Source organism: Serratia sp. CY56464 (assembly GCF_052168435.1).
Taxonomy (GTDB): Bacteria; Pseudomonadota; Gammaproteobacteria; order Enterobacterales; family Enterobacteriaceae; genus Serratia; species Serratia marcescens.
The window spans coordinates 2,353,783-2,378,610 of the sequence record NZ_JBJNMV010000001.1 but is presented as its reverse complement, the minus strand read 5'-3'; the positions used below and the strand labels follow the sequence as shown (position 1 = coordinate 2,378,610).

Annotated in this window: 24 protein-coding genes and 1 riboswitch; of the genes, 12 read left to right on the top strand and 12 right to left on the bottom strand. The window is 61.7% G+C overall.

Annotation, left to right across the window (positions count from 1 at the left end; translation table 11 throughout):
* Positions 1-22 precede the first annotated feature (22 nt).
* Positions 23-745, bottom strand: a complete 723-nt coding sequence (locus ACJ8KE_RS11580) for an ATP-binding cassette domain-containing protein (RefSeq protein ID WP_016928685.1) — start codon at positions 743-745, stop codon at positions 23-25.
* 369 nt (positions 746-1,114) lie between these two features.
* On the opposite strand from ACJ8KE_RS11580, the gene ACJ8KE_RS11575 reads away from it, so the two are divergent.
* From ACJ8KE_RS11575 to ACJ8KE_RS11565, 3 genes are all read left to right on the top strand, one after another.
* Positions 1,115-1,321 carry a hypothetical protein gene (locus tag ACJ8KE_RS11575; RefSeq protein WP_306376659.1) on the top strand — a complete coding sequence of 69 codons (207 nt, stop codon included), beginning with the start codon at positions 1,115-1,117 and terminating at the stop codon, positions 1,319-1,321.
* 531 nt (positions 1,322-1,852) lie between these two features.
* Positions 1,853-3,865, top strand: coding sequence for an excinuclease ABC subunit UvrB (gene uvrB / locus ACJ8KE_RS11570; protein WP_016928683.1), 2,013 nt, complete (start codon positions 1,853-1,855; stop codon positions 3,863-3,865).
* A 100-nt stretch (positions 3,866-3,965) separates the two neighbouring features.
* Complete coding sequence (locus ACJ8KE_RS11565; RefSeq protein ID WP_004939783.1) at positions 3,966-4,232, top strand: VF530 family DNA-binding protein; 267 nt, start codon at positions 3,966-3,968, stop codon at positions 4,230-4,232.
* 6 nt (positions 4,233-4,238) lie between these two features.
* On the opposite strand, the gene ACJ8KE_RS11560 is transcribed toward ACJ8KE_RS11565, so the two are convergent.
* A complete protein-coding gene (locus ACJ8KE_RS11560; protein WP_016928682.1) occupies positions 4,239-5,156 on the bottom strand; it encodes a gluconeogenesis factor YvcK family protein in 918 nt (305 codons plus the stop codon).
* Positions 5,157-5,416: 260 nt separating this feature from the next.
* Positions 5,417-5,561, top strand: a riboswitch (molybdenum cofactor riboswitch).
* Here ACJ8KE_RS11560 and moaA point away from each other — a divergent pair.
* The 6 genes from moaA to ACJ8KE_RS11530 all read left to right on the top strand — a co-directional run bounded on the left by moaA (position 5,548) and on the right by ACJ8KE_RS11530 (position 9,110).
* Positions 5,548-6,534 (top strand): GTP 3',8-cyclase MoaA, encoded by a 987-nt coding sequence (gene moaA, locus ACJ8KE_RS11555; RefSeq protein WP_016928681.1) that lies wholly within the window; start codon positions 5,548-5,550, stop codon positions 6,532-6,534. (Overlaps the previous riboswitch by 14 nt.)
* Before the next feature lie 24 nt (positions 6,535-6,558).
* On the top strand, positions 6,559-7,074 hold the full coding sequence (moaB, locus tag ACJ8KE_RS11550; protein WP_033633872.1) for a molybdenum cofactor biosynthesis protein B: 516 nt from the start codon (positions 6,559-6,561) through the stop codon (positions 7,072-7,074).
* 3 nt (positions 7,075-7,077) lie between these two features.
* Positions 7,078-7,557 (top strand): cyclic pyranopterin monophosphate synthase MoaC, encoded by a 480-nt coding sequence (moaC, locus tag ACJ8KE_RS11545; RefSeq protein ID WP_048794855.1) that lies wholly within the window; start codon positions 7,078-7,080, stop codon positions 7,555-7,557.
* Positions 7,554-7,799, top strand: a complete 246-nt coding sequence (gene moaD, locus ACJ8KE_RS11540) for a molybdopterin synthase sulfur carrier subunit (protein ID WP_004939768.1) — start codon at positions 7,554-7,556, stop codon at positions 7,797-7,799. The genes moaC and moaD overlap by 4 nt, the downstream gene beginning before the upstream one ends.
* Before the next feature lie 2 nt (positions 7,800-7,801).
* On the top strand, positions 7,802-8,269 hold the full coding sequence (gene moaE / locus ACJ8KE_RS11535) for a molybdopterin synthase catalytic subunit MoaE (protein ID WP_016928678.1): 468 nt from the start codon (positions 7,802-7,804) through the stop codon (positions 8,267-8,269).
* Positions 8,270-8,399: 130 nt separating this feature from the next.
* Positions 8,400-9,110, top strand: a complete 711-nt coding sequence (locus ACJ8KE_RS11530) for a Bax inhibitor-1/YccA family protein (protein WP_004939761.1) — start codon at positions 8,400-8,402, stop codon at positions 9,108-9,110.
* Between the two features lie 75 nt (positions 9,111-9,185).
* Here the strand turns inward: ACJ8KE_RS11530 and ACJ8KE_RS11525 are convergent, their stop codons facing one another.
* Genes ACJ8KE_RS11525 through cecR form a run of 5 tightly spaced genes read right to left on the bottom strand, consistent with a single transcriptional unit; the run spans position 9,186 to position 14,904 of the window.
* Entirely contained in the window at positions 9,186-10,292 is a 1,107-nt protein-coding gene (locus tag ACJ8KE_RS11525) for an ABC transporter permease (RefSeq protein WP_306376660.1), read from the bottom strand.
* 12 nt (positions 10,293-10,304) lie between these two features.
* Positions 10,305-11,459: an ABC transporter permease gene (locus ACJ8KE_RS11520; protein WP_016928676.1), complete on the bottom strand. Its 1,155-nt coding sequence runs from the start codon at positions 11,457-11,459 to the stop codon at positions 10,305-10,307.
* Positions 11,456-13,192 carry an ATP-binding cassette domain-containing protein gene (locus ACJ8KE_RS11515; protein WP_016928675.1) on the bottom strand — a complete coding sequence of 579 codons (1,737 nt, stop codon included), beginning with the start codon at positions 13,190-13,192 and terminating at the stop codon, positions 11,456-11,458. The genes ACJ8KE_RS11520 and ACJ8KE_RS11515 overlap by 4 nt, the downstream gene beginning before the upstream one ends.
* Positions 13,193-13,200: 8 nt before the next feature.
* A complete protein-coding gene (gene hlyD, locus ACJ8KE_RS11510) occupies positions 13,201-14,187 on the bottom strand; it encodes a secretion protein HlyD (RefSeq protein ID WP_016928674.1) in 987 nt (328 codons plus the stop codon).
* Between the two features lie 18 nt (positions 14,188-14,205).
* Positions 14,206-14,904 (bottom strand): transcriptional regulator CecR, encoded by a 699-nt coding sequence (gene cecR, locus ACJ8KE_RS11505; RefSeq protein WP_016928673.1) that lies wholly within the window; start codon positions 14,902-14,904, stop codon positions 14,206-14,208.
* 297 nt (positions 14,905-15,201) lie between these two features.
* On the opposite strand from cecR, the gene rhlE reads away from it, so the two are divergent.
* From rhlE to dusC, 3 genes are all read left to right on the top strand, one after another.
* Complete coding sequence (gene rhlE, locus ACJ8KE_RS11500; RefSeq protein WP_079449548.1) at positions 15,202-16,581, top strand: ATP-dependent RNA helicase RhlE; 1,380 nt, start codon at positions 15,202-15,204, stop codon at positions 16,579-16,581.
* A gap of 113 nt (positions 16,582-16,694) precedes the next feature.
* The gene (locus tag ACJ8KE_RS11495) at positions 16,695-17,654 is read left to right on the top strand and encodes a D-2-hydroxyacid dehydrogenase family protein (RefSeq protein WP_079449547.1); all 960 of its coding nucleotides are present in this window, start codon (positions 16,695-16,697) and stop codon (positions 17,652-17,654) included.
* A gap of 84 nt (positions 17,655-17,738) precedes the next feature.
* The gene (dusC, locus tag ACJ8KE_RS11490) at positions 17,739-18,671 is read left to right on the top strand and encodes a tRNA dihydrouridine(16) synthase DusC (protein WP_028127658.1); all 933 of its coding nucleotides are present in this window, start codon (positions 17,739-17,741) and stop codon (positions 18,669-18,671) included.
* Between the two features lie 41 nt (positions 18,672-18,712).
* Here the strand turns inward: dusC and ACJ8KE_RS11485 are convergent, their stop codons facing one another.
* The 5 genes from ACJ8KE_RS11485 to uhpC form a co-directional block, all read right to left on the bottom strand.
* Entirely contained in the window at positions 18,713-18,979 is a 267-nt protein-coding gene (locus ACJ8KE_RS11485) for a hypothetical protein (protein ID WP_004939738.1), read from the bottom strand.
* 246 nt (positions 18,980-19,225) lie between these two features.
* Positions 19,226-20,272, bottom strand: a complete 1,047-nt coding sequence (gene fbpC / locus ACJ8KE_RS11480) for a ferric ABC transporter ATP-binding protein (RefSeq protein WP_115435710.1) — start codon at positions 20,270-20,272, stop codon at positions 19,226-19,228.
* An 11-nt stretch (positions 20,273-20,283) separates the two neighbouring features.
* Positions 20,284-22,362, bottom strand: coding sequence for an ABC transporter permease (locus ACJ8KE_RS11475; RefSeq protein WP_028127657.1), 2,079 nt, complete (start codon positions 22,360-22,362; stop codon positions 20,284-20,286).
* A 67-nt stretch (positions 22,363-22,429) separates the two neighbouring features.
* Positions 22,430-23,461 (bottom strand): ABC transporter substrate-binding protein, encoded by a 1,032-nt coding sequence (locus tag ACJ8KE_RS11470; protein WP_016928667.1) that lies wholly within the window; start codon positions 23,459-23,461, stop codon positions 22,430-22,432.
* Positions 23,458-24,786 (bottom strand): MFS transporter family glucose-6-phosphate receptor UhpC, encoded by a 1,329-nt coding sequence (gene uhpC / locus ACJ8KE_RS11465; protein ID WP_286637366.1) that lies wholly within the window; start codon positions 24,784-24,786, stop codon positions 23,458-23,460. Before uhpC ends, ACJ8KE_RS11470 begins: the two co-directional genes overlap by 4 nt.
* Positions 24,787-24,828: the final 42 nt, after the last annotated feature.

The window sequence follows — 24,828 nt, the reverse complement described above, 5'->3', positions numbered from 1 at the left end:
GCCCCATGAGGGGGATTCCCCCTCATCTTCCTTCCTGTCCCGCCAGCCCGGCGCCGATCAGCGCCTCATCCAGCTGCGCCAGCGCGCCGTGCGCCACGGTGCGCCCGCTATCCAACAGGCAAAAGCGGTCCGCCACCCGGCGCACGAACGGCAACTGATGCTCTACCAGCAAAATGGTCATGCCCAACTCATAGTTGAGCCTGCGGATCACGTTGCCGATGTCGGCGGCGATCGAGGGAGGCACGCCCGCCGTGGGTTCGTCGAGGATCAGCAGCGCCGGCTCCTGCGCCAGCGCACGACCGATCGCCAACTGGCGCTGGGCGCCTTCGCACAGATCGCCGGCGCGGCGGGTACGCATCTGGCGCAAATTGGGAAACAGGCTGTAGATCAGCGGCGGAATGCGGCGAGGGGCGCCGCGCACGGCCATCTGCGCCACCTGCAGATTCTCTTCCACGCTCAGCTGCGAGAAGAGTTGCCGCCCTTGCGGGACGTGGCTGATGCCCAGTGCCGCGCGGCGCTCCATCGGTTGCAGCAGCAGGTTTTGCGGCGGTTGATCCGCCGGCTGCCAGGTCATGCTGCCGCTCACCACCGGCAAATGCCCCATGATGCAGTTGACCAGCGTGGTCTTGCCCACGCCGTTGCGCCCGAGCAGCACGGTGCACTGGCCGCGCGGCAGCTCCAGGTTGATGTCCCACAGGGTGTGGTTTTGACCGTAGAATTGATTGACCGATCTCAGGCTCAGCATTTGGCATTCTCCTCATAGACGCTCGTTTCACTCGTTGGCGGGGGACAGCAAAGGCCGCATGCGCGGCGAATTTCCCGAGTGTGGCAATGTCTGGAACAAGATGCCGTCCGTCCAATGAGCCAGAGCAAGGTCTGCGGTGGACGGAATGACAGTCAATATGTCGTTAAAAACGACGCTTGTGACGACTTGGTGTCGTTCTTGCGCTTTTACAGGCGATAGCACCGCGAGGGGTACACGCTGCGGCTGGCAGCGCATCACGCTGTCGAACCGCATTTATACGCAGGAAGATAAAGCAACTCTCAGGCCAGTTTTACCGCCGGGTGAAAACGGGGATTGTTATCGCCTTGTTAACCGCTGGTCAGGCCTGACGTGCGCTGCCGTGACAGCCTGAAAATACGCGGGGAAGTTAACCCGGACGTTTTTTGCACTCTTGTGGTGCTCTTCGGTGAGGGCATGGTGCAAGGCATTGCGCCGCCGTCAAGCGTGATCCGCGAGAAAGGGGCCGATGCGATTTTGGCAATGGGGATTTTTAGTATTAATCGGCATAAACAAAGCGATATTTTTATGAAAAAATAACTAAAAAAGCCATTTTGGCGAGTGTAAAGGGCGAAAAGCTTTCTTTCTGTAACTCCCGCCCCGGGCGGGGCGGTGAGAGTTATCCACTATTCCTGTGGATAACCTTGTGCATTAGATTTAGAAAAACGCTGTAAAGCGAGAGCGGACGCGGGTTCTGTTCGCTTTGCCCGCATTCTCGTCTTTTTATTAAATGTTTTATATATCAATAGATTAATTAAAATCAAGACGCAGGGGTATTGATCAGGTCTCTATGTATGATTTTTCGACGCGGTGCTATCAATAAGTTAATTCGCGGCAAGTTCTGGGGATAAATCTGTTATTGACAATAAAAATGTCACCCCGCTGTAACGTCACGGTGCAACGGCATTGCCGCAGTGCCGGGCGCGGCGACGAATCCGCTTGAAGCTGGTTTTATATCCAGTATCATGGGCACTGGCGCAAATCGCCGACACTTTCCATAATTAGGGGCCATGTTCGGCGCAGAGCCGGCTGGCCGCCTGAGCGCGCGCATCTCCACAGGGTAGCCGAGCAATGAGTAAACTTTTCAAACTGCATTCCGAGTTCAAACCGGCCGGCGATCAGCCGGAAGCCATCCGCAAGCTGGAAGAGGGGCTGGAAGACGGCCTGGCGCACCAGACGCTGCTGGGGGTCACCGGTTCGGGCAAGACGTTCACCATCGCCAACGTGATAGCCGATCTGAATCGGCCGACCATGGTGCTGGCGCCGAACAAGACGCTGGCGGCGCAGCTGTACGGCGAGATGAAAGCGTTTTTCCCGGAGAATGCGGTGGAGTACTTCGTCTCCTACTACGACTACTACCAGCCGGAAGCCTACGTGCCCAGCTCCGACACCTTCATTGAAAAAGACGCTTCGGTGAACGAGCACATCGAGCAGATGCGTCTTTCCGCCACCAAGGCGCTGCTGGAGCGGCGCGACGTGGTGGTGGTGGCGTCGGTGTCGGCGATCTACGGCCTGGGCGATCCGGATCTTTACCTGAAGATGATGCTGCATCTGACCCAGGGGATGATCATCGATCAGCGCTCCATTTTGCGCCGCCTGGCGGAGCTGCAGTATTCCCGCAACGATCAGGCTTTCCAGCGCGCCACCTTCCGCGTGCGCGGTGAGGTGATCGATATCTTCCCGGCGGAATCGGACGAGCTGGCGTTGCGCGTCGAGCTGTTCGACGAAGAAGTGGAGCGGTTGTCGCTGTTCGATCCGCTGACCGGCCAGATTGAACAGGTGGTGCCGCGTTTTACCATCTACCCGAAATCGCACTACGTGACGCCGCGCGAGCGGATCATGCAGGCGATGGAAGAGATCAAGGTCGATCTGGCGGACCGCCGCAAGGTGCTGCTGGCCAACAACAAGCTGCTGGAAGAGCAGCGCCTGACGCAGCGCACCCAGTTCGATCTGGAGATGATGAACGAGCTGGGCTACTGCTCGGGCATCGAAAACTACTCGCGCTACCTTTCCGGGCGCGCCGAGGGCGAGCCGCCGCCGACGCTGTTCGACTACCTGCCGGCGGACGGCCTGCTGGTGGTCGACGAATCCCACGTGACCATTCCGCAGATTGGCGCGATGTTCAAGGGCGACCGCGCGCGCAAGGAAACGCTGGTGGAGTACGGCTTTCGTCTGCCGTCGGCGCTGGACAACCGCCCCTTGCGCTTCGAGGAGTTCGAGGCGCTGGCGCCGCAGACCATCTATGTTTCCGCCACGCCGGGCAAATATGAGCTGGAGAAATCCGGCGGCGATCTGATCGATCAGGTGGTGCGGCCGACCGGGTTGCTGGATCCGATCGTGGAAGTGCGGCCGGTCGCCACCCAGGTGGACGATCTGCTCTCCGAGATCCGCAAGCGCGCGGCGATCAACGAGCGCGTGCTGGTGACCACCCTGACCAAACGCATGGCGGAAGACCTGACCGAATACCTGGAAGAGCATGGCGAGCGCGTGCGCTACCTGCACTCGGATATCGATACCGTGGAACGGGTCGAAATCATTCGTGACCTGCGTCTGGGCGAGTTCGACGTGCTGGTGGGCATCAACCTGTTGCGTGAGGGGCTCGACATGCCTGAGGTGTCGCTGGTGGCGATTCTGGACGCCGACAAGGAAGGCTTCCTGCGTTCCGAACGTTCGCTGATCCAGACCATCGGCCGCGCGGCGCGTAACCTGAACGGCAAGGCGATCCTGTATGGCGATCGCATTACCGATTCGATGGCCAAGGCGATCGGTGAAACCGAGCGGCGCCGCGCCAAGCAGCAGGCCTATAACGAAGCCAACGGCATCGTGCCGCAGGGGCTGAACAAGAAGATCGGCGACATTCTGCAGATCGGTCAGCCGGTCAACCGCGCCAAGGGTAAAGGCAGGAGCAAGGCCGTGGACGGCGGCGCTCAGCTTCAGAACCTCACGCCGAAAGCGCTGGATCAGAAAATCCGCGATCTGGAAGCGCAGATGTACACCCACGCGCAAAACCTGGAGTTCGAGCAGGCGGCTGCGCTGCGCGACGAGATCCACCAGCTGCGCGAGCAGTTCATCGCGATTTCCTGACCGTTGGACGGCGCCCGCGCCGTGGGCGTCAAAATTCCTTGTCGGCCGCGCCAAAGCTGTTATGGTGTGCGGCCCGATTTGACCACGAAGAGTACCGAACATGAGCCAACACCAGTCTAAAGACCCGCTGCACGGCGTGACGCTGGAGCAACTGCTGAATAAACTGGTGGATCACTACGGTTGGTCCGAACTGGGCGCGCGCATTCGCATCAACTGCTTCCGCAGCGATCCGAGCATCAAGTCCAGCCTGAAGTTTTTGCGTCGCACGCCCTGGGCGCGCAAAGAGGTGGAAGATCTGTATATCGATATGGTCAGCCATCCCGCCCCGGCCAGCGATAATCCCTGGCTGCGCGGGCGAGACGGTTAAATTCGGTCAGCGGCGGGCGGCCAGCCCCACCAGCGCGTGATCCAGCGCCTGGCGCAGCAGTTGGCGATCGTGGCGGTAGGGGATGTCGCTCGCTTCCAGCGGCTGTTGAATCACCACCCGATCCTGCACTTCACTGGTGTCCACCGCCGGGCCGACGATCAGCGCATCGATCATCCGGCGGCCGATCTTCTCTTCCATCAGCGTCAGCTTATCCTTTAACGACAGCGCCGCGGCGGCCACGCTCAGCTCGCGGCCGAGGTTGCCGATATAGATCATGCTGGCGCTGCTGCGGCGCAGCGCCTGGGTGAGATCGTCCAGCAGCAGCAGCGGCATCAGGCTGGTGAGAAAGCTGCCCGGCCCGATCAGGATCACGTCGGCTTGCGCGATGGCGTCCAGCGCTTCGCGCGTGGCGTTGACCGGGGGCGACAGCATCAGCTCCTGCGGCATGTGGGCCAGTTGATCGACATTCACTTCACCGTAAACGTGATTGCCTTCGTGATCGTGCGCCATCAAATCCACCGGCTGCTCCGACATCGGGATCAGCGCCGCATCCACCTTCAGCAAGCTGCGCACCAGATTGATCGCTTCCAGCGGGCGCACGCTCAGGTGATCCAGCGCTTTCAGCATCAGGTTGCCCAGGTTATGGCCGGCCAGCTCACCGTTGCCGCTGAAACGGTATTCGAACATCGCCGAGGCGACGCTCGGTTCGGTGATCAGCTGGTTGAGACAGTTGCGGGTATCGCCCCAGGCAATGCCGCCTTCCGAACGGCGGATGCGGCCGGTGGAACCGCCGTTGTCGGTGGTGGTGACGATGCCGGTCAGGCGGGAGCCTAAGGACGACAGGGCCGACATCACACGGCCTAGGCCGTGTCCGCCGCCCAACGCCACCACGCGGTCGAGATCGGCCAGGGTACGATTACGCATAAATTTCCTTACAAAGGGGCTGAACTGCCCGCATAAGGTAGCGGATCCGGCATAAAAACGCGATAAAGAGTGTCATTTGCGTGATTCTGGTCAATTCGTCCACGCAAGCGATGTTTATCATGGTTTACCCGAATAGACGGCGTCTAAAAACGCTGTATAGACAATTATATAGCGAATTAACGCGTTGGCTATCGTTGCCGATTAGCGCTAGAATTCTGCTGAAAACCACGGTTTCATTCCGGCTACTCAAGGTAGCGGGAAGAGAAATCAAACTCCTAGCCCCTGCGCCTACGTTGTTCATCCGGAACGATATGGCGCCTGGGCCGTGGCGAAGTCAGCCACCAGGGTGCAGAGGGGAAACGCTCGCATCTCCCGACTTTGGAAAGGTGTTATGGTACCGCAACTCATTGATGCTTATGAGCGCAAGTTCTATTACCTGCGCTTGTCGATCACCGACGTGTGCAACTTTCGTTGCACCTATTGTCTGCCCGACGGCTACAAGCCGAGCGGCAGCCCGAAAAGCTTCCTGTCGCTGGATGAAATCCGCCGCGTCAGCCGCGCGTTCGCCGAACTGGGCACCGAAAAGGTGCGCCTGACCGGCGGCGAGCCTTCGCTGCGCCGTGATTTTACCGAGATCATCGCCGCCGTGCGGGAAAATCCGGCCATTCGCACGCTGGCGGTCACCACCAACGGCTACCGTCTGGCGCGCGACGTCGCCGCCTGGCGTGACGCCGGTCTGACGGCGATCAACGTCAGCATCGACAGCCTGGATCCCCGTCAGTTTCACGCCATTACCGGTCAGGACAAGTTCCGCCAGGTGATGGACGGCATCGACGCCGCCTTCAGCGCCGGTTTCAGCAAGGTCAAGGTCAACGCCGTGCTGATGCGCGACGTCAATCACCAGCAGCTCGGCGCGTTTCTCGCCTGGATCAAGGATCGGCCGATCCAACTGCGTTTTATCGAACTGATGGAAACCGGCGAGGGGGGCGAACTGTTTCGCAAACACCACGTTTCCGGCGAAGTGATTCGCCTGCAGCTGGAGCAGCAGGGTTGGCAGCGCCAGGCGCGTGGCCGCAGCGACGGCCCGGCGCAGGTGTTCAGCCACCCGGACTACCAGGGTGAGGTGGGTCTTATCATGCCGTATGAAAAAGACTTCTGCGCCAGCTGCAACCGGCTGCGCGTTTCTTCCATCGGCAATCTGCATCTGTGCCTGTTCGGCGAGCAGGGGGTGCCCCTGCGCGATCTGCTGGCGGACGACGGCCAGCTCGACGCGCTGAAGGCGCGCATTCAGAGCGGGCTGCTGAGCAAGAAGCAGACCCATTTCCTGCATCAGGGCAACAGCGGGATCACCCAGAACCTGTCGTTTATCGGCGGCTGACAGCCAATAGGAGCTTATTGAATCATGAGCCATGCGAGCAGCGAGTTTATTCCGGCGCATATCGCCATCCTGACCGTGTCCGACAGCCGCGGCGAGGCGGAAGACACCTCCGGCCAATATCTGCAGGACGCGGCGCGGGAAGCCGGCCATCAGGTGGTGGATCGCGCCATCGTCAAAGATGACATTTACCAGATCCGCGCGCGGGTTTCCGCGTGGATTGCCGATGACAACGTGCAGGCGGTGCTGATCACCGGCGGCACCGGATTTACCGCGCGCGACAACACGCCGGAAGCGCTGTTGCCGCTGTTCGACAGAGAGGTGGAAGGGTTCGGCGAACTGTTCCGCATGGTGTCGTACGAAGAGATCGGCACCGCGACGATCCAGTCGCGCGCGCTGGCCGGCCTGGCCAACCGCACGGTGATTTTCGCCATGCCGGGTTCCACCCGCGCCTGCCGCACCGCCTGGGAGCGGATTATCGAAGAGCAGTTGGACGCGCGCCATCGCCCGTGCAACTTCCAACCTCATTTGAAGAAGCCCTGAGTCATGACACAGCTAACCCACATTAACGCCGCCGGCGAAGCCCATATGGTCGACGTTTCCGCCAAGGCCGAAACGGTGCGCGAGGCGCGCGCCGAAGCCTTCGTCGAGATGCTGCCCGCCACGTTGGCGATGATCGTCGACGGCAGCCATCACAAGGGCGACGTGTTCGCCACGGCGCGCATCGCCGGCATTCAGGCGGCCAAACGCACCTGGGAGCTGATCCCGCTGTGCCACCCGCTGATGCTGAGCAAAGTCGAAGTGCAGCTGGAGGCGCAGACGCAGCACAGCCGGGTGCGCATCGAAACCTGCTGCCGGCTGACCGGCAAAACCGGCGTCGAGATGGAGGCGCTGACCGCCGCCTCGGTGGCGGCATTGACCATCTATGACATGTGCAAAGCGGTACAGAAAGATATGGTGATCGGCCCGGTGCGCCTGCTGGCGAAAAGCGGCGGCAAATCCGGCGATTTTAAGGTGAACGCATGATCGATATTCTTTTCTTCGCGCAGGTGCGCGAACTGGTGGGCACCGGCGCGCTGTCGATGCCGGCGGATTACCCGACCGTCGAGGCGCTGCGCCAGGCGTTGTGCGCGCGCGGCGATCGCTGGGCGCTGGCGCTGGAGTCCGGCAAGCTGTTGGCGGCGGTCAATCAGTCGCTGGTGGCGGCGGATCACCCGCTGCGCGCCGGTGATGAAGTGGCCTTCTTCCCGCCGGTTACCGGGGGGTAAGCATGGAAAACACCCGCATTCGCGTGGGCGAAGCGCCGTTCAACGTCGGCGACGAGTATCAGTGGCTGGCGCAGTGCGACGCCGACGGCGCGGTGGTGACCTTCACCGGCAAGGTGCGTAACCATAACCTCGGGGACGACGTCAGCGCGCTGACGCTGGAACACTATCCCGGCATGACCGAGAAGGCGCTGGCGGAGATCGTGGCCGAGGCGCGCAGCCGTTGGCCGCTGCAGCGCGTGACGGTGATCCACCGCATCGGCGCGCTGTATCCCGGCGACGAGATCGTGTTCGTCGGCGTGACCGGCGCGCACCGCGGCATGGCGTTCGCCGCCAGCGAGTTCATCATGGACTACCTGAAGACCCGGGCGCCGTTCTGGAAGCGCGAAGCGACCGGCCAGGGCGATCGTTGGGTGGACGCTCGCGACAGCGATCGTCAGGCCGCGCAGCGCTGGCACGACGCGGCTAAATAACGCCTCAACAGCGGAAACAAATCAAGACCTTTGCCGCTTTCGCGCGGCCTATTCTGTGGTACGCTTATAGCAGGCGAAGCCCCGTTCGCGGGGCTTCGGAATCTTGTTTACAACGCAAAAGGTAACCGTCATGGACCGATATCCACGCTCTAATGGTTCAATCGTCGAACGTGCCAACAGCGGCATTCAGGCCTACATGGCGCAGGTTTACGGCTGGATGACCTGCGGTCTGCTGCTGACGGCGTTCGTTTCCTGGTATGCGGCCAATACGCCCGCGATCCTCAACTTCATCTTCTCCAGCCAGATCACCTTCTTCGGTCTGATCATCGCCCAGTTGGCGCTGGTGTTCGTGATTTCCGGCATGGTCAACCGCCTGAGCGGCGCGGTGGCCACCTCGCTGTTCATGCTGTACTCGGCGCTGACCGGGCTGACGCTGTCGAGCATCTTCATCGCTTATACCTACAGCTCGATCGCCAGCACCTTCGTGGTCACCGCCGGCATGTTCGGCGCGATGAGCCTGTACGGCTACACCACCAAGCGCGATCTGAGCGGCTTCGGCAGCATGCTGTTCATGGCGCTGATCGGCATCGTGCTTGCCTCGTTGGTGAACATCTGGCTGAAAAGCACCGCGCTGATGTGGGCGATTACCTACATCGGGGTGGTGGTGTTCGTCGGTCTGACCGCGTACGACACGCAAAAACTCAAGGCGATGGGCGAGCAGCTGAACGCCGATGATAAAGACGGCTTCCGCAAGTACGCCATCGTCGGTGCGCTGACGCTGTATCTCGACTTCATCAACCTGTTCCTGATGTTGCTGCGTATCTTCGGCAACCGCCGCTAAATCCGTCGTCTTTCAAGCAGTCGCTTGAAATCCAAAGGACTTAACAGGCTCTGCATGTGACATGCAGAGCTTTTTTTATGCGATTTTGCGGCGAAACAGCGCGTAGGCGGCGCTGCCGGTGGTGGCGGTGATCACCAGCAGCGGCCACAGGCTGCGCCAGATGATGCTGAAGCTGGCGTCCTTCAGGTAGATCTGCTTGGTGATGTCGGTGAAGTGGCGTATCGGGTTCACCCAGGTCAGATCCTGCAGCCACACCGGCATATTCTCCACCGGCGAGACGTAACCCGAGAGCAGGATCGCCGGCATCATGAACACGAACACGCCGATAAACGCCTGCTGCTGAGTGGCGCACAGCGACGAGATCAGCAGGCCGAAACCGACCAGCGACAGCCCGTAGAGCAGCATGGTGGCATAGAACAGCAGCAGAGATCCGGCGAACGGGATCTGGTACAGGAAGATGCCGATCAACAGCACGATGCTGGACTGGAAACTGGCGACGATCAGCGCCGGCACCGCCTTGCCGATAAAGATCTGCCAGGTGGTGAGCGGCGAGACCAGCAGCTGTTCCAGCGTGCCCTGTTCGCGTTCGCGCGCCACCGACAGCGAGGTGACGATCAGCACGCCGATGGTGGTGATCATGGCGATCAGCGACGGCACCACGAACCATTTGTAGTCCAGATTCGGGTTATACCAGTTGCGCACCACCAGTTCGCTGTTGTTGGGTTTGGCGCGGTTGCCGAGCAGCTCGTTCTGATATTCCTGCACGATCTGCTGCACGTAGTTGGCGGCGATCTGCGCGCTGTTGGAGTTGCGCCCGTCGAGCAGCAGCTGCAGCGGCGCGGTATTGCTGGCGGCGATATCGCGCGAGAACTGCGCCGGGAAGCGGATCAGCAGCAGCGCCCGTTGGTTATCAATGGTGGTCTTTATCTCCTGCGGGTTGCGCAGCAGCAGCACATGGGAGAAAGCTTTAGCCTTGGCGAAGCGTTGGGTCAGCTCCACCGAAGCCTGGCCGCTGTCCTCGCTGTAGACCGCGATGGTGGCGTTGGTCACCTCCAGCGTCGCGGCGAACGGGAACAGCAGCACCTGCAGGATCACCGGCATGATCAGGATGGCGCGGGTTTGCGGATCGCGCAGCAGCGCCTGCATTTCCTTGATGATGAGCGTCAACAGACGATGAAACATCGCTCTTTCTCCTCAATCCAGCCGACGCTGGGTTTTCCAGGCCGTCAGGCCGATGAACACCACGGCGGAAGCGATCAGGAACAGCAGATTGATCGCTAGCACGGTGCCGACGTTGCCCGCCAGGAACAGCGTTTGCAGCGTGCTGACGAAGTAACGCGCCGGAATGATGTAGGTCACCGCGCGCACGATCGCCGGCATGCTGTCGATCTGGAAAATGAAGCCGGACAGCATGATCGACGGCAGAAAGGCGGCGTTAAGCGCCACCATCGCCGCGTTGAACTGGTTGCGGGTGAGGGTGGAGATCAGCAGGCCCATGCCGAGGGTGCTGGCGAGGAACAGGCTGCTGATCAGCAGCAGGATCGGCAGCGAACCGCGATAGGGCACGCCGAGCACCCACACCGCCACCGCCATGCACAGCGCCATGGCGATCATGCCGAGGAAGTAATAAGGGATCAGTTTGGAGAGCAGCAGCTCGCTGCGCGTCACCTGGGTGGACAGCAGAGCCTCCATGGTGCCGCGCTCCCATTCGCGGGCGATCACCAGCGAGGTGAGAATGGCGCCGATCACCGTCATGATGATGGTGATGGCGCCGGGAATGATGTAGTGCCGGCTGATGGCCGCCGGGTTGAACCAGTAGCGCATCTGTACGTCAATCAGCGGTTTGTCGTTGTTCCCCCGATCGGCGGCGCGCTGCTGCTGCCAAATTTGCCATACGCCCTGGGCATAGCCCTGCACGAAGTTGGCGGTGTTCGGCTCGCTGCCGTCGGTGATCACCTGGATAGGGGCGCTGTCGTGCGGGCGCGCCATGCGCTGGTCGAAATCCACCGGGATCACCACCAGGCCGCGGATCGTGCCGGCCTGCATCTGCTGGATCAGCTGTTGGCGGTTGTCGCTGATGGTCGGTTCGATATAGGGCGAACCGGCGAAGGCGTGGGCCAGATCGCGCGCGTCTTCGCTCTGTTGCTCCATCAGAATGCCCAGATGCAGCTTGCTGGAGTCCAGGTTGATGCCGTAGCCGAAGATGAAAAGCAGCATCAGCGGGATGACGAAGGCGATCAGGCCGCTGCTGGGATCGCGCAGTATCTGCCGCGTTTCCTTCAGGCACAGCGCGCGCAGCCGGCGCCAGGAGAAGCCGCTCTCGTCGATTGGGGTTCGGTTATCGCTCACCGCGTTTCCTCCTCGTCGTAGCCTTGCACCAACTCAATAAACGCCTGCTCCATCGAAGGGCTGGGATTGTCGTCGCGCGCCACCTGCTGTTTGAGATCGTCCGGCGTGCCGGCGGCGATGATCTTGCCGCGATACACCAGGCCGATGCGGTCGCAGTATTCCGCCTCGTCCATAAAGTGGGTGGTCACCATCACCGTCACGCCCTTGTCGACCATGCCGTTGATGTGCAGCCAGAACTCGCGCCGCGTCAGCGGATCGACGCCGGAAGTCGGTTCGTCGAGGAACAGAATATCCGGTTCGTGCATCAGCGCGCAGGCCAGCGCCAGGCGCTGTTTGAAGCCGAGCGGCAACGCGTCCGGCGTCTGATCGAGGATCGGCGCGAAGTTGAAGGCGCGCGACATCTCGTCGATTTTGTCGCGCTGCGCCTTGCCGCTCAGGCCGTAGACGCCGGAGAAGAATTTCAGGTTCTGCGCCACCGTCAGGTTGCCGTACAGCGAGAATTTTTGTGCCATGTAGCCGAGGCGTTGGCGCGCCTTGCCGGAACTGGTCTTCAGATCCATCCCCAGCACCAGCGCCTTGCCGCCGGACGGCACCAGCAGGCCGCACATCATTTTGAAGGTGGTGGACTTGCCGGCGCCGTTCGGGCCGAGCAGGCCGAAGATTTCGCCGCGCCGCACCTGAAAATCGACGTGATCGGTGGCGGCGAAATCGCCGAATTTCTTGGTCAACTGCACCGCTTCGATCACCGTTTCGCCACTTTCGCCGTTGACGGTCGGCATGATCTCCGCCAGCGCCGAGCGATGGTTGGGGCCGCCGCCGAGCAGATCGATAAACGCATCCTCGAAGCGCGGATCCGCTTCGTTCAGTTCGGCGTCCGGCAGATCCAGCGCCTGCAGCAGCTGCCGGTGATCTTCGCCTTCTTTCAGGATCAGGCGCAGGTACTTGCCCTGGATCACGCCGTCGGTGACCGCCGGCAGGCAGATCGCCCGCTGCAGCAACGATCGATGGCTGCCCGGCGGCGCGGCGATCAACACCGTGCGCCCGGCCATACGGCGAGTCAGATCCTGCGGCGCGCCGCTGAACAGCAGCTCGCCCTCGTTGAGCAGCAGCACTTCGCGGCACTGCTCGGCTTCGTCGAGATAAGAGGTGCTCCACAGGATCAACATGCCGTCGTTGGCCAGCTCGTGCACCATGCGCCACAGTTCGCGGCGCGAGATAGGATCGACGCCGACGCCCGGTTCATCCAGCAGCAGCACCTGGGGGGCGCCCACCAGCGTGCAGGCCAGTCCCAGTTTTTGCTTCATGCCGCCGGACAGCTTGCCCGCCAGGCGCTCGGTGAAGCGGGTCAGGTCGGTGAATTTCAGCAGCCGTTCGAAGGTCTGACGCCGCAGATCGCCGGTGACGCCGCGCAGATCGGCGTACAGCGTCAGGTTCTCCATCACCGTCAGATCCTCATACAGTCCGAACTTCTGCGGCATGTAGCCGAGGATGGCGTGCAGTTGACGATCCTGGCCGATCGGATCCAGCCCGGCGACCCGCAGCTTGCCGCTGCTCGGCTGCAGCAGCCCGGCCAGCATGCGCAGCAGGGTGGTTTTGCCGGCGCCGTCCGGGCCGACCAGCCCGATCACCGCGCCGCTGCGCAGGGTGGTGGTCAGGCTGGCGACCGCCGGTTTCTCAAGCGACGGGAAGCGTTTTTCCAGCCCTTCCAGCTCGATGGTGTGCGCCTGTTCCATGGCCGGCCTCAGGGTTTGGCGAAGCGCAGGGTGACCGGCATGCCCTGGCGCAGTGCGTCGTCGGCGTCGGTGACGATCACCCGCAGGCGATACACCAGATCGGTGCGCAGATCCGGCGTTTCAACGCTTTTCGGCGTGAACTCTGCAGTCGGCGAGACGAAACCGATCTTGCCGTGGTAAGGCTTGCCGGGGCGGCCGTCGGTGTAAATTTCCAACTCGGTGCCGGGCACCGCCTGATTCAGGCTGGTTTCGTTGACGTAGGCGCGCACCCACACCGGCCGGGTCAGCGACAGGGTGAATACCGTGCCGCCGGCGCCGAGCATGGTGCCCGGCTCCACCGCGCGGGTCAGCACCGTGCCGGCGGAAGGGGAGATCAGCGTGGCGTCTTGCAGGTTCAACTGCGCCTGCGCCAGCGCCGCTTCGCTTTGCGCCACGTCGGCCTTGGCCTGTTCAATCTCTTGCGGGCGATTGCCGCTGCGGTATTGCGACAGCTTGTCCTTTGCCGCCTGCAGATTGGCCTGCGCCTGATTGCGGGCGGTGCGCGCATCCTCCAGCGCGTCGGCGGAGGTGGCGTTTTTCGCCCACAGCCCCTGCTGGCGTTTCAGGAAGCTGTCGGCATAGGTGAAGGCGGACTGGCGCTGCGCCATTTCTGACTGCACCTGGGCTATCTCTTCGCTGCGATAGCCGGCCTGCAGCAGCGACAGTTTGGCGCGCGCGCTGCCGACGTTGGCTTCGGCCTGCTGCAGCGCGTTGCGGTAGGGGGCGTCGTCCAGCTTGCCGAGCAGCTGGCCCGGCTGAACGGCATCGCCTTCATCCACCGTCAGCGACGCCAGGCGGCCGTCGACGCGAAAGCCGAGGTTGACCGTGCGGATATCGACGTTGCCGTACAGCGTCAGCGGCTTATCCTGCTGCTGTTGGTAATGCCAGACCCCGTAAGCGGCGGCCGCGATCAGCAGAATTAACAACACGATCAAGGCACTGCGTTTTTTGTTCATAACACTCCCTGCCTGAATTTACGCGCCATGACGTTGGCGCAGCCCAGTAACCAGAATTTCAATATGTTCGCTCAGCACCGCCGCGATTTGCGCCGCTTCGCCCTCGCCAATCTCTTGCCAGCCGGCCTGACGGCGGATGGTTTCGCGCGCCACGCGGAACGACAGCACCTCGCCGATCAGCGCATGGGTATGCAATACGAGGCGGGGAGCGTGTTCGTCGATGCCGGTGGCGGCCGACAGCAGGCGGCACAGCCGCTCGTGCATCGGCGCGATTACCTGGCGGTGGATCAGCGGGTAGGCCTCGGTCGGGGCGAGCTGTTCGCGTGACATGATTTTGCTCAGGTTCAGCGTGTGCGGCTGGGTCATCAGCTCGCTGAAGGCCAGCAGGCCACGCTGCAGCAAGCGTAGCGCCGCGTCGGGTGAGCGTTGTTCGGGCGCTTCTTGCCCAAAGCGATCGACCTCTTCGGCCAACGGGGCGAACGCCTGCTGGATGAAATCGGCGAGCGACTGCGCCACGGCCAGATACAGCCCCTCTTTGGAGCTGAAGTAGTAGGTAATGGCGGCGATGTTCTGGCCGGCGCGCTGGGCGATATCGCGCGTGGTGGCGCCCTGCAGGCCGAATTCACCGAACAGTTCGGTCGCCGCGGCGAGCAGCTGCCTGCGCGTTTGCTCGCCGCGCGCCCGGCCGGCGGCCTGATGAGGGACGGAAGCTGGCATGGGTCACGCTCGAAGTTAATCAATCATATGATTAACTTTATGCCAGATTGTCTAAAACGCAACCGCTAACCACAATGAGTTATATGATCGGCTTCAGACAATGCTGAATTTACGGCAGATTGTGCTCTAGGTGCGTAAAAGTGCTTTTTATTGCGCGACTTCTGTTACAATCGGCGCCTGGTGCACTGCAGTTTGTGCCAATCCCTCGTGGTCATGCTTAATGCCCCGTCTGATCATCCTCCCAGGAAACTGCACCGAACACCGTTAGGTTAGGGGGGATCTGGAGTTTTTCTCTTTATGTCATTTGAAACCCTCGGCTTAAGTGCTGAAATTGTGCGCGCTGTTGAAGAACAGGGCTATCGCGAACCGACGCCAATCCAGCGTCAGGCTATCCCTGTCGTGCTGGAAGGTCGTGACCTGATGGCCAGCGCCCAGACCGGCACCGGTAAAACCGCCGGTTTTACCCTGCCGCTGTTGCAGCTGCTGAGCAAGCATGACCATCCGGTCAAAGGCCGTCGCCCGGTGCGCGCGCTGATCCTGACGCCAACCCGTGAGCTGGCGGCGCAGATCGGCGAAAACGTCGAAGCCTACAGCAAACACCTGCGCCTGCGTTCGCTGGTGGTGTTTGGCGGCGTGAGCATCAACCCGCAGATGATGAAGCTGCGCGGCGGCGTCGATATCCTGGTGGCGACGCCGGGCCGTCTGCTGGATCTGGAACATCAGAACGCGGTTGACCTGTCCAAAATCGAAATTCTGGTGTTGGACGAAGCGGACCGCATGCTGGACATGGGCTTTATCCACGACATCCGCCGCGTGCTGGCCAAGCTGCCGGCCAAGCGCCAGAACCTGCTGTTCTCCGCGACCTTCTCCGACGACATCAAGGCGCTGGCCAACAAGCTGCTGCACAACCCGGCCTCGGTGGAAGTGGCGCGCCGCAACACTGCGTCCGAGCAGATCGAGCAGAGCGTGCACTTCGTCGACAAGAAGCGTAAGCGGGAACTGCTGTCGCAGATGATCGGCGAAGGCGACTGGAAACAGGTGCTGGTGTTTACCCGCACCAAGCACGGCGCCAACCACCTGGCGGAACAGTTGAACAAAGACGGCATCACCGCTGCGGCGATCCACGGCAACAAGAGCCAGGGCGCCCGTACCCGTGCGTTGGCCGATTTCAAAGATGGCCGCATCCGCGTGCTGGTGGCGACCGATATCGCGGCGCGCGGTCTGGATATCGACCAGCTGCCGCACGTGGTGAACTATGAGTTGCCTAACGTGCCGGAAGACTATGTGCACCGTATCGGCCGTACCGGCCGCGCGGAACGCACCGGTGAAGCTATCTCGCTGGTGTGCGTGGATGAACACAAGCTGCTGCGCGACATCGAGCGTCTGCTGAAGCGTGAAATTCCGCGCATTGCGCTGCCGGGCTACGAGCCGGATCCGACCATCAAGGCCGAGCCGATCATCAACGGCCGCCAGGGCGGCGGACGCGGCGCGCCGCGCGGCAACGGCGGTGGCCAGCGTTCCGGTAACGGCGGCGGTCAGCGCAGCGGTAACGCCAACGGCGGCCAGCGTGAAAACCGTGGCAACGGTAACGGCAACGCTCGCCCGCAGGGTGACGGCCAGCGCCGTTCCGGCGCGCCGTCTTCGCGCCGCCCGCGCAATCGCAAACCGGCTGAATAAGCCTGATTGCTCAAAGAGTAAGCCGCCGATACGGGCGGCTTTTTTTTGCCTGGCGGAACGCCATTTTCGTACTAGGCTGGACGGTGGCTACCCCTACATTCCAGGAGACGGAGATGAAATTGAAGTGCGCAATTCTCGATGATTACCAGCAGGTGGCGCTCAAGATGGCGGATTGGTCGGCGCTGGCCGATCGGGTGGAGGTGTCCGCCATCAGCGCGCACTTTACCGATGAAGCGGAACTGGCGGTGCATCTGCAGGAGTGCGACATTTTGGTCATCATGCGCGAGCGCACGCCGATGACCGCCTCGCTGCTGGCGCGGCTGCCGAAGCTGAAGCTGCTGATCACCTCCGGCATGCGCAACGCCGCTATCGATTTGGCCGCCGCCGCCGAGCGTGGCGTAGTCGTGTGCGGCACCCGCAGCGGGTCGGCGGCGCCGATGGAGTTGACCTGGGCGCTGCTGCTCGGGCTGGCGAAGCATATCGTACCGGAAAGCGTCGGGCTGCAAAACAACGGTCCGTGGCAGCTGGGCTTAGGCGTCACGCTGCAGGGGAAAACGCTGGGGCTGCTGGGGTTAGGCAAGATCGGCGGCCAGATGGCCCGGGTGGCGCAGGCGTTCGGCATGCGGGTGCTGGCCTGGAGCCAGAACCTGACGGCGGAACGGGCGGCGCAGGAGGGCGCTGAGCTGGCGTCATCCAAACGGGCGCTGTTTGAGCAGAGCGATTTTGTCTCCATTCACCTGGTGCTGAGCGACCGCAGCCGCGGGTTGGTGGGGCGTGATGAATTGGCGGTAATGAAGCCCACCGCTTACCTGATCAACACCTCGCGCGCGGGCATCGTCGATCGGGCGGCGTTGGTGGACGTGCTGCAACAGCGGAAGATCGCCGGCGCCGGGCTGGACGTGTTCGAGACGGAGCCGCTGCCGGCCGACGATGTGTTTCGCCAACTGCCCAACGTGCTGGCGACGCCGCATGTGGGTTATGTGGCGGACGACAACTACCGCGCCTACTTCACCGAGGCGGTCGAGGACATTGCGGCGTTCCTCGCCGGCCAACCGATCCGCCGGCTGGGCTGACGGCATTTTTAATGCCCGCAGAGGCTTGTCTGGCGCGGGCATTCACCCGTATCATTGCGGGTCTTTTTTTAGCTGGGATTGGTCATGCGCGTATTATTGGCTCCGATGGAGGGCGTTCTCGACTCTTTGGTGCGTGAGTTGCTCACCGAAGTGAACGACTACGATCTGTGCATCACCGAATTTTTGCGCGTGGTCGATCAACTGCTGCCGGCCAAGTCGTTCTACCGGCTGTGCCCGGAGCTACGTCACGCCAGCCGCACGCCATCGGGCACGCTGGTGCGGGTACAGCTGCTGGGGCAGTACCCGCAATGGCTGGCGGAGAACGCCGCGCGTGCGGTGGAGCTGGGCTCTTACGGCGTCGATCTCAACTGCGGCTGCCCGTCCAAGCTGGTGAACGGCAGCGGCGGCGGGGCGACGCTGCTCAAAGATCCGGAATTGATCTACCAGGGCGCCAAGGCGATGCGCGCGGCGGTGCCGGCCCATCTGCCGGTCACGGTGAAGGTGCGTCTGGGCTGGGATTCCTCCAGCCGCAGCTTTGAAATCGCCGATGCGGTGCAGCAGGCCGGCGCCAGCGAGCTGACGGTGCACGGCCGCACCAAAGAGGACGGCTACAAAGCGGATCGCATCAATTGGGCGGCGATCGGCGAGATCCGTCAGCGGCTGAGCATCCCGGTGATCGCCAACGGCGAGATCTGGGATCACCAGAGCGCGCAGGATTGCCTGCAGGCGACCGGCTGCGACGCCGTCATGCTGGGGCGCGGCGCGCTCAACGTGCCGAACCTGAGCCGGGTGGTGAAGTATAACGAGCCGCGCATGCCCTGGCCGCAGGTGGTTGAGCTGCTGCAAAAATATGTCCATCTGGAAAAGCAGGGCGACACCGGTCTGTATCACGTGGCGCGCATCAAACAGTGGCTGGGTTATTTGCGTAAAGAATATGACGAAGCCACCGAACTGTTCAGCGAAATACGCGCGCTGACGACGTCTGGGGATATTGCGCGCGTCATCTGCCGCAGCTAAAAATAAACCCGCGCGCGGCGGGTTTATTTAAAATGGTATTATCAGGCGGCTTTGTCGAGACGGTTCAATTCTATCTCGATATCCTGAATGGTTTTTTCCAGTCCTTCCAGACAGGCGCCCTGTTTATTCAACAGGTCGTTAATGGCTTCGGCGAATGCCTTATTTTTGCATTCCCCCTGATCGAAGGCCAGCCAGTGTGCGGAGAGCGTCTCGGTATTCGCCTGCGCATAGTGGCGCATTTCCTTCAGCTGGGAAGCGACGTTGCGTAAATTATCCAGCTGCGCCTGTGCGTTTGCATTGTTGCTCATGAATTTCTCCTTGAGTTGGCCGTTAAATAATTTCGACTGCGGGATTAAGCTTACCCTATTTAAATAAAAATATCACCCTGAGTGAACTGGGTGGTTATTTTTTAGTGGGTGTGGTTATGTTTATTTTTCGGCTGAACAAGGACTTGGGTGGAATTGTAAAAATAGATAAATACGGTGTTTTTGGCGATTATTTTCGGCCATCCCGTTCGGGATGGCCGTTATTCTAACGCTTAAGAGTGATGCTTATTATGCCGCATCCGCCAGCATAAACATGCCGTAGGGATGAATTTCCAGATAATACTGCTCGCCGACGTTCGGCTGCAGGCGGGTGGCGTTAACCTGCAGCAAAATCTGCTGTCCGTGCCATGCCACCGTCACCTCATACTGCGGCCCCATGTAGGCGACATGTTCGATCACGCAGCGCTGGCTTTCATCGCCATGCCCGCTCAGCGTGATCGCCTCCGGGCGCACGCCCACCATGCCGGCGCCCTGGGCGGCAAAGTGCGCGGGGCGCGGCAGGCGATAGCCGCTGATATCGACATGTTCCGCGCTGAAACTGGCCGGGAACAGGTTGGCGTCCCCCATAAAGCTCGCCATAAAGCGCGAAGCGGGCTGCCGATAGAGATCCTGCGGCGAACCCATCTGCATGATATGCCCTTTGTTCATCACCAGCACGGTGTCTGAGACCGCAAAGGCCTCGCTCTGATCGTGGGTGACGTACAGCGACGTGATATCAAACTGCTTTTGCAGCTCGCGGATCTTTTCGCGCATGCTGCGGCGCAGGTTGGCGTCGAGATTGCTCAACGGCTCGTCGAACAGCAGCACTTTCGGCTTGAGGATCAGCGCGCGCGCCAGCGCCACGCGCTGCTGTTGGCCGCCGGAGATCTGATCGACATAGCGATCGTCGAACCCCGCCAGATCCACCATCGCCAGCGCTTCCTGCACGCGCGCTTTCACTTCGGCGCGCGGAATGCCGAGCATCTTCAGGCCATAGCCGACGTTCTCCCCCAGCGACATGTGCGGGAACAGGGCATAAGACTGGAATACCATGCAGATATCACGCTGCTGGATAGAACGATGGGTGACGTCTTCACCATCAATGAATATCTGCCCGTCGCTCGGTTTCTCCAGCCCGGCGACCAGGCGCAAAATGGTGGTCTTGCCGCAGCCGGAAGGGCCGAGCAGCGTCACCATCTGCCCCCGTGGGATGGTGAGCGTGATGTTATCGATTACCGTGTTGCTGCCGAACCGTTTGGAGACATTACGCAGTTCAACGAAATTTTTCTGGCTCATCATGGGCTCCATTACGCCTGGTTTTTGGCTTTTGAACGGGAGATGCGTGCCTCACCGATCAGCCAGTCAAAGAGGAAAATAATCGCCAGCATCACCACGATCAGAATTGAACCGTAGGCGATCGCCACGCCGTATTCGCCGTCTTCCACGCGGTTGAGGATGTAGGCGGTGGCCACGCGGGTATCGGGAGTGACCAGGAAGACGATGGCGCTGACGGTGGTGATGGCGCGCACGAAGCTGTAGATCAGCGCCGACAGGATCGCCGGGCGCAGCAGCGGCAGCAGAATGTGCGTGATGGTGCGCAGCGAGCCGGCGCGCAGGCTGAGCGAGGCTTCGTCCAGCGATTTGTCTATCTGGCCCAGCCCGGCGATCCCGGCGCGAATGCCCACCGGCACGTTGCGCATCACCATCGAGATAATCACGATGGCGGCCGTCCCGGTGAGGTACACCGGCGCGCTGTTGAAGGCGAGAATGTAAGAGACGCCCGCCACGGTGCCCGGCACCGCAAAGCACAGCATGGTGGTGAACTCGATGGTCTTTTTGCCCTTGAACTGCTGGCGCACCACGATCCAGGCGATCAGCAGACCGAACGCGGCGGTGATCGGCGCGGCGATCCCGGCGTACAGCAGCGTGTCGAGCAGCGAAGGCCACGCGCCGTCGCTCATGCCCTGGCCGAACAGCTTGATGAAGTTATCCAGCGTCAGCGTGTAATCCACCCCCCAGTTGACGGTGAAGCTGCCGTAGAAAATGCTGCCGTAGAGCAGGGCGTTAAAGGCGATCCACACCGCCAGCAGCGCGATCACGCTCCACACCAGCGTGACCGGCAGCGGCTGCACGTCGCCGCGGTAGGATTTGCCGGACACGGTGACGTAGGAACGCTTGCCGATCCACAGGTACTGGATGCAGAACACCAGCAGCGAGAACAGCAGCAGGAAGGCGCCGAGGGTGCTGGCGGCCTGATAGTCGAGCTGCGAGCCGGTGATGTAGAAATAGATTTGCGTCGCCAGCACGTCGAAGTTGCCGCCGAGCACCAGCGGGTTGCTGAAGTCGGCCAGCGATTGCACCACCACGATCAGAAACGCGTTGGCCAGCGCCGGTTTCAGCAGCGGCACGAACACGCCGTTAAAGGTTTGCCAACGGCTGGCGCGCAGGGTGTAGGAGGCCTCTTCCAGCGAAGGATGAATAGTCTTGATCGCGCCGTCGAGGATCATGAACGCCATCGGCGTGAACGCCAGCACCTGCGCCAGCCAGATGCCGGTAAAACCATACAGCCAGTTGGTGTTGGTCAGGCCGAACCAGGTCACCATCCACTCGGTGACGTAGCCGGAGCGCCCCATCATCAGCGTGACGCCCAGGCCGACGACGAACGGCGGCGTGACGATGGGCAGGATGGAGAAGATGCGGCCGATAATGGCGCTGCGTTTGGCGATGCGGGTGGTGTAAATCGCCAGCACCAGGCCGAAGAAGGTGCAGCCGGCGCCGACCGCGATCGACAGGGCGATGGAGTTGAGGATCACCTGAACGATATGCGCCTGCGACAGCACGTTCATAAAGGCCAGCGGCGCGAACGCGCCCGTCTGGTCGGTAAACATCGGAATGAAAATCGCGATGCTCGGCCAGACGATGAAGACGCCGATCAGCGCCACGATGGTGACCAGTGCGCCGATAACGAAACGGTCGCCGCCCAGCCATTCGAGGCGGGTCAGCGCCAGCGTCATGATGGCGCCCAGCGCGGTCAATTGCACCAGGGTGGCGTAGCCTAAGCCGCGTCCCGCCACCGTGGCGCTGACGACGATAAAGGCCATGCACAGCAGCGCCCAGCCGGCGTCGAACGCGTGCCGCCGCCGCCGTTCACCGCCCGCCGCGGCGTAGGGGCGAAGCAGCAGCAGACTCGGCAACAGGCACCAAAGCCAGCTGATATTGCGGTGTGACCAGCCGTAGGCCGCGAGGATTTCATCGCCGGTGGACTCCAGCAGGCCGTAATCCAGGCTCCAGCTCGGCAGCAGGGCGAACGCCAGCCAGCCAAGCAAAACCCAAAGGAATATCGCATCTCGTTTTTTCACGAGATGGAGTGCATGTGTATGTGACATAAGTTTCCCGGATGTTCTGGCCGGGTAAGGCGTGAGGCTTACCCGGCAACAGGCGCAGAATGTGGGCTTATTTACCCATCTTGACTTCGCTGACCCATTTGTTGATCAGCGCCTTGCGGACCTCGGTCGAGCCGTACTTGTCCATGTCGTAGTTGATCAGCTTCAGGTCGTCGAGCTTCAGCGAGTTCGGCGAGGTGTCGGCGGTGGTATTGGTCAGGATCTGATAGGACTTGCCTTTCTTCCACGCCAGCTCCTGCGCCTCTTTCGACAACACCCAATCCACGAACAGCTTGGCGTTGTCGAGGTTGCGCGCGCCTTTGAGGATGCTGACGCCGCCGATTTCGTAGCCGGTGCCTTCACACGGCGAGATCAGCTCAAGCGGCGCGCCCTGTTCCTTTTCGAGCGAGTAGTCATGCAGGAAACCGATGCCGATCGCCGTTTCACCGCGGGCGGCGTTGCGCGCCGGGGCAATGCCGGACTTGGTGTACTGCGAAACGTTGGCGTTCAGCTGCTTGAGGTAATCGAACGCCTGATCGTCTCCCCACAGCTGGGCGAAGGTCGCCAGCGCGGTGTAGGCGGTGCCGGAACTTTGCGGATCGGCGATTTGAATCTCGCCCTTGTATTCCGGCTTGGTCAGGTCTTTCCAGCACTTGGGCACCGGCAGGTTTTTCTCTTTCAGGCGCTGGGTATTGACGCCAAAGCCGAGAATGCCGACGTAGACCGCCGAGGAGTAGTTGCCTTTCAGCTTGGCCGGATCGCGGAATTGCGTCATCACCTGTTCGAGGTTCGGCGATTTGTACGGCTGCAGCAGCCCCATTTCACCGGCCTGGGATTGCGGATCGAGCGTGCCGCCATACCAGACGTCTGCCTGCGGGTTCTTTTTCTCGGCGTCCACTTTTGCCAGCGTGCTGCCGGAACCGTTGCGGATGAACGAGGTTTTCACGTCATATTTCTCGCCGAAGGCTTTGGTTTCCGCTTCGCACATTTCATTGGTGGCGCTGCAGTAAACCACCAGGCGGCCCTTGGCGTGCGCGGCGCCGCTCAGCGTCGCCAGCGCGATGCCGGACGCTATCAGGGTAGTGACCCACGTTTTTTTCATTGTTTTATCCTTCTCTCGGTAGAGGTGGTAACGCTCGCCATCAGCAGCGGCATCAGCAATAAACCCATAAGAACGGCGGCGATCGACAGCAAACTGAACATGCCTGACCAGCCATAGCCTTCGATGACCCGCGACAGCGGCCAGCCCGCCAGCGCCGCCCCCAGATAGGCGAACAGGCCGAGAAAGCCGGTGATGGAGCCCGCGGCGCCTTTGTGCCCGCATTCCACGGCGGCGAGGCCAATCAGCATCTGTGGGCCGAAAACAAAGAAGCCCACCGCAAAGAAACAGCCCGCCAGCAGCGCGTAGTGATGCACCGGCGCCAGCCACAGCGCGGCGACGGACACCATCAGCCCAAGCGTGAACAGCAAAATCATCGGTGCGCGCTGCCCGCCGAACAGCACATCCGAGCCCCAGCCGGCGAACAGCGCGCCGAGCAGGCCGCCTATCTCGAACAGCATCACCGTCGCGTTGGCGCTGAGCAGGTTGACGCCGTGACTTTCCGTCAGCCACAGGCTGCCCCAATCGTTCAACGCAATGCGGATCAGGTAGACCAGCACGTAAGAGACGCCCAGCAGCCAGATCATCGGGTTCTTCAGCATCGTGGTGCGCAACATCCGCCACAGCCCCATCGGCGGGCTTTGCTGTTCCTGGCGCAGCTCCAGCGGATCGTGGCGCCACCGGCCGACCGACGGCAGGCCTTCTTCCTGCGGCGTGCCTGTCAGCCGCCGCGTCAGCCAGAGGCCCAGCACCATGCTGACGGCCCCCGGGATCAACATCGCCGCCTGCCAGCCCCAGCGCTGGGCGGCGAAGGCGCTGATCAGCGGCACGATCGCGCCGCCGAGGTTGATCGACATATTCCAGCAGCCCCACCAGAAGCCGCGCTCGTTGCGCGAATACCAGTGGGTCAGCAGCCGCGCGCAGGGCGGCCAGCCCCAGCCCTGAAAGAAGCCGTTCAGCGCCCAGACCGCCAGCAGCAGCGTCAGCGATTCGCCGAAGGCGAACGCCACGTTCAGCACTCCGGTGGCGAACAGGCCGATCCCCATAAACCCGCGCTGCCCATGGCCGTCGTGCCACAACCCGGCGGCGAATTTCGACAGGCCGTAGCTCAGATAAAACAGCGAGCCGAGCAGGCCGATGTCCCCTTTATCCAGCCCCAAATCCGTTTGCAGCGCCGGCAGCACGTAATTCACGCTTTTGCGCGTCAGGTAAAAGGCGGCGTACCCGATGACCATATACAGCAGCAGGCGCGGGCGCAGCGCGCGGTAACGATGATCGATTTCAGATGCCGAGCGTGCTTGCATAGCCGCCTCCCTGGTGCTGACTATAAGAAGGTGAAAGGGAAAGGGGATGAGAGAAAGTCCGGAGTG

Bases quoted from the DNA above. Each gene is read 5' to 3' on its own strand.
- ACJ8KE_RS11485 (WP_004939738.1), bottom strand. From the start codon at position 18,979: ATGAGCAACAATGCAAACGCACAGGCGCAGCTGGATAATTTACGCAAC.
- moaD (WP_004939768.1), top strand. From the start codon at position 7,554: ATGATCGATATTCTTTTCTTCGCGCAGGTGCGCGAACTGGTGGGCACC.
- dusC (WP_028127658.1), top strand. From the start codon at position 17,739: ATGCGCGTATTATTGGCTCCGATGGAGGGCGTTCTCGACTCTTTGGTG.
- ACJ8KE_RS11560 (WP_016928682.1), bottom strand. From the start codon at position 5,156: ATGCGTAATCGTACCCTGGCCGATCTCGACCGCGTGGTGGCGTTGGGC.
- ACJ8KE_RS11530 (WP_004939761.1), top strand. From the start codon at position 8,400: ATGGACCGATATCCACGCTCTAATGGTTCAATCGTCGAACGTGCCAAC.
- ACJ8KE_RS11580 (WP_016928685.1), bottom strand. From the start codon at position 745: ATGCTGAGCCTGAGATCGGTCAATCAATTCTACGGTCAAAACCACACC.
- fbpC (WP_115435710.1), bottom strand. From the start codon at position 20,272: ATGAGCCAGAAAAATTTCGTTGAACTGCGTAATGTCTCCAAACGGTTC.
- moaC (WP_048794855.1), top strand. From the start codon at position 7,078: ATGACACAGCTAACCCACATTAACGCCGCCGGCGAAGCCCATATGGTC.
- hlyD (WP_016928674.1), bottom strand. From the start codon at position 14,187: ATGAACAAAAAACGCAGTGCCTTGATCGTGTTGTTAATTCTGCTGATC.
- ACJ8KE_RS11525 (WP_306376660.1), bottom strand. From the start codon at position 10,292: ATGTTTCATCGTCTGTTGACGCTCATCATCAAGGAAATGCAGGCGCTG.
- rhlE (WP_079449548.1), top strand. From the start codon at position 15,202: ATGTCATTTGAAACCCTCGGCTTAAGTGCTGAAATTGTGCGCGCTGTT.
- ACJ8KE_RS11565 (WP_004939783.1), top strand. From the start codon at position 3,966: ATGAGCCAACACCAGTCTAAAGACCCGCTGCACGGCGTGACGCTGGAG.
- moaB (WP_033633872.1), top strand. From the start codon at position 6,559: ATGAGCCATGCGAGCAGCGAGTTTATTCCGGCGCATATCGCCATCCTG.
- moaA (WP_016928681.1), top strand. From the start codon at position 5,548: ATGGTACCGCAACTCATTGATGCTTATGAGCGCAAGTTCTATTACCTG.
- moaE (WP_016928678.1), top strand. From the start codon at position 7,802: ATGGAAAACACCCGCATTCGCGTGGGCGAAGCGCCGTTCAACGTCGGC.
- ACJ8KE_RS11470 (WP_016928667.1), bottom strand. From the start codon at position 23,461: ATGAAAAAAACGTGGGTCACTACCCTGATAGCGTCCGGCATCGCGCTG.
- uvrB (WP_016928683.1), top strand. From the start codon at position 1,853: ATGAGTAAACTTTTCAAACTGCATTCCGAGTTCAAACCGGCCGGCGAT.
- ACJ8KE_RS11515 (WP_016928675.1), bottom strand. From the start codon at position 13,192: ATGGAACAGGCGCACACCATCGAGCTGGAAGGGCTGGAAAAACGCTTC.
- cecR (WP_016928673.1), bottom strand. From the start codon at position 14,904: ATGCCAGCTTCCGTCCCTCATCAGGCCGCCGGCCGGGCGCGCGGCGAG.
- ACJ8KE_RS11475 (WP_028127657.1), bottom strand. From the start codon at position 22,362: ATGTCACATACACATGCACTCCATCTCGTGAAAAAACGAGATGCGATA.
- ACJ8KE_RS11495 (WP_079449547.1), top strand. From the start codon at position 16,695: ATGAAATTGAAGTGCGCAATTCTCGATGATTACCAGCAGGTGGCGCTC.